The 2507-nt window shown below is 73.2% G+C and carries 4 protein-coding genes; 2 read left to right on the forward strand and 2 right to left on the reverse strand.

All coding sequences use genetic code 11. From position 1 onward, the window contains the following. Positions 1 to 101: 101 nt before the first annotated feature. Positions 102 to 326, reverse strand: coding sequence for an SPOR domain-containing protein (locus KZX60_RS03690; protein ID WP_248115681.1), 225 nt, complete (start codon positions 324 to 326; stop codon positions 102 to 104). Between the two features lie 36 nt (positions 327 to 362). Here KZX60_RS03690 and map point away from each other — a divergent pair, with 36 nt between their 5' ends. Together map and ppgK are read left to right on the forward strand one after the other, a co-directional pair. Next, complete coding sequence (gene map, locus KZX60_RS03695) at positions 363 to 1307, forward strand: type I methionyl aminopeptidase (RefSeq protein ID WP_248115682.1); 945 nt, start codon at positions 363 to 365, stop codon at positions 1305 to 1307. Positions 1308 to 1381: 74 nt separating this feature from the next. Continuing rightward, entirely contained in the window at positions 1382 to 2191 is an 810-nt protein-coding gene (gene ppgK, locus KZX60_RS03700) for a polyphosphate--glucose phosphotransferase (protein ID WP_348983736.1), read from the forward strand. Between the two features lie 146 nt (positions 2192 to 2337). Here ppgK and KZX60_RS03705 read toward each other — a convergent pair. Further along, on the reverse strand, positions 2338 to 2507 hold a 170-nt coding region (locus KZX60_RS03705), incomplete at its 5' end, for an integrase core domain-containing protein (protein WP_248115692.1).

Genomic DNA, 2507 nt, shown 5'->3' on the forward strand with positions numbered 1-2507 from the left:
GGGGCGCGGCCCGGGCCCGGGTGCCGGGGTGGGGGGGCTGACCCCCCCGGGGGGGCCCCCCGGGGGGGGGGGGCCCGCGACGGGCCGGGTGCCGGGACGGCTCAGCTCGCGTCGTCGAGCGGGTTGGCATTCCACTTCTCGTCGTGGTCCTCGGCCTCGTCGAAGGCCTCGTTGCGGGCCTGGACGCGGGCCAGCGCGGACTCCGCCTCGGCACGCGAGGCGTACGGGCCGAGGAGCTCCTTCCAGTTGGACTGGGCCCCCTCCTCCACCTCGTGGGTGCGGACGTTGAAGTAGTACTCCCGAGCGGTGCTCACGTCATCGTTCATGCGGGCCACCCTAACGGGGCCGATACGCTGGAGGACATGTCCGATCGCCAGAGCCCCTCCGCCCCGTCCAGCCACAACGGCCCCCGCCCCGCGGGGCCCCCGGCGCCGGAGCCGGGCTCGAGGGCCCCGGTGGGCACGCTCGCGCCGGGCGTCCTCTCCCCCGCCCCTCCCGTGCCCGCCGCGATCCCGCGCCCCGAGTACGTGGGGAAGGCCACGCCGGACGAGGGCCACGCCTCGGACGTGTACGACGCCGCCGGGATCGAGCGCATCCGCACGGCCGGCCGGCTCGCCGCGCAGGCCATGGAGGCCGCCGCCGCGCACATCGCCCCGGGCGTCACCACCGACGAGCTCGACCGCGTGGCCCACGACTTCCTCGTCGCCCACGGCGCCTACCCCTCGTGCCTGGGCTACCGCGGCTTCCCCCGCTCCATCTGCACCTCGCTGAACGAGGTCATCTGCCACGGCATCCCGGACGGCACCGTCCTGGAGGACGGGGACATCGTCAACCTGGACATCACCGCCTACGTGGACGGCGTGCACGGCGACCACAACCGCACCTACCTCGTGGGCGAGGTGGACGAGGAGTCCCGCCTGCTCGTGGAGCGCACCGAGGAGGCCCTGCGGCGCGGCATCAAGGCCGTGAAGCCGGGCCGGCAGGTCAACGTGATCGGCCGCGCCATCGAGTCCTACGCCAAGCGCTTCGGCTACGGCGTGGTGCGCGACTTCATCGGCCACGGCGTGGGCACGGACTTCCACTCCGGCCTGGTCATCCCGCACTACGACGCCGCGCCCCTGCACGACACCGTCATGGTCCCGGGCATGGTGTTCACGATCGAGCCGATGATCACCCTCGGCACCATCGAGTGGGACCAGTGGGACGACGGCTGGACCGTGGTCACGCGGGACCGCCGGCGCACCGCGCAGTTCGAGCACACGCTCGTGGTCACCGACGACGGCGCGGAGATCCTCACCCTCCCGTGAGGGGTGTCCGTACACTGGCGCACGTGAGCAACCTCGAAGCCTCCCCCCCTGACCAGCCCGGCACCGAGCAGTCCGTGAAGGACCCCGGGGCGTCGAAGTACCCGACCGTGCTCGGCGTCGACATCGGCGGCACCGGCATGAAGGGCGGCCTCGTGCGCCTCGGCACGGGCCCCAAAGCCGGGACGCTGCGCGGGGACCGCTTCCGCATCGCCACGCCGCAGCCGGCCATGCCGCTGCCCGTGGCGGAGACCCTCGCGGCCATCGCGGCCGAGCTGGACCGGCGGGAGAAGGCCCCCGCGCCGGACTCCCCGATCGGCGTGTGCTTCCCCTCGATCGTGCGCGGCGGCGTGTGCCGCTCGGCCAACAACATCGACCCCTCCTGGATCGGCACGGACCTGCGGTCGATGTTCGAGGAGCGGCTGGGCCGCCCCGTCACCGTGGTCAACGACGCCGACGCCGCGGGCCTGGCCGAGGCCCGCTACGGCGCGGGACGCGGCCACGAGGGGCTCGTCCTCGTCATCACCCTCGGCACCGGCATCGGCGGGGCGATGATCAACGACGGGGTGCTCGTGCCCAACTTCGAGGTCGGCTCCATGGAGCTCGACGGCGTCATGGCCGAGACCCGGGCGTCCGCGAAGGCCCGCGAGCGCGACGGCTTGAGCTGGGCCGAGTACGCGGTGCGCCTGCAGCGCTTCTTCTCCCACCTGGAGCGGATCTTCTCCCCCGACCTGTTCATCGTGGGCGGCGGCATCTCCAAGCGCCCCGACGACTACCTGCCCCTGCTGCGGCTGGACACCCCGATCATCCCGGCGCAGCTGCAGAACAACGCGGGCATCGTGGGCGCCGCGCTCGCGGCCCACGGCTCGGCGGCCGACCACACCTGAGCCCCGGCCGGTGGAGACACCGAGGGCGGTTCCGGCTTCCCCTCCGGAACCGCCCTCGGCAGTCTGTGCGTCGCCCGCTGGGGGCCTCGCCACCCCCACTGTAGCCCCTCGGCGGGCTCCCCTGTCCAGCCCCTAGCTGTACCCGGTCATGAGGTTGGTGGCACCCGGTTCATGGGCGGGTGTCCTCCAAGCGCGGCGTGACCCCGCTCAGTGTTGTAGTACTCCAACCACGGGGCAAGCGCGTCCTGTCGGTGAGCACTGGAGGTGAACACCTGCCGGTAGGCCCACTCGATCGCCAGCGTCCGGTTGAACCGCT

It is taken from the genome of Micrococcus sp. EYE_212 (assembly GCF_023147585.1).
Classification (GTDB): Bacteria; Actinomycetota; Actinomycetes; order Actinomycetales; family Micrococcaceae; genus Micrococcus.

What these genes read in the sequence shown, in the direction of transcription:
- KZX60_RS03690 (WP_248115681.1), bottom strand. Translation starts at nt 326, where the DNA reads ATGAACGATGACGTGAGCACCGCTCGGGAGTACTACTTCAACGTCCGC.
- map (WP_248115682.1), top strand. Translation starts at nt 363, where the DNA reads ATGTCCGATCGCCAGAGCCCCTCCGCCCCGTCCAGCCACAACGGCCCC.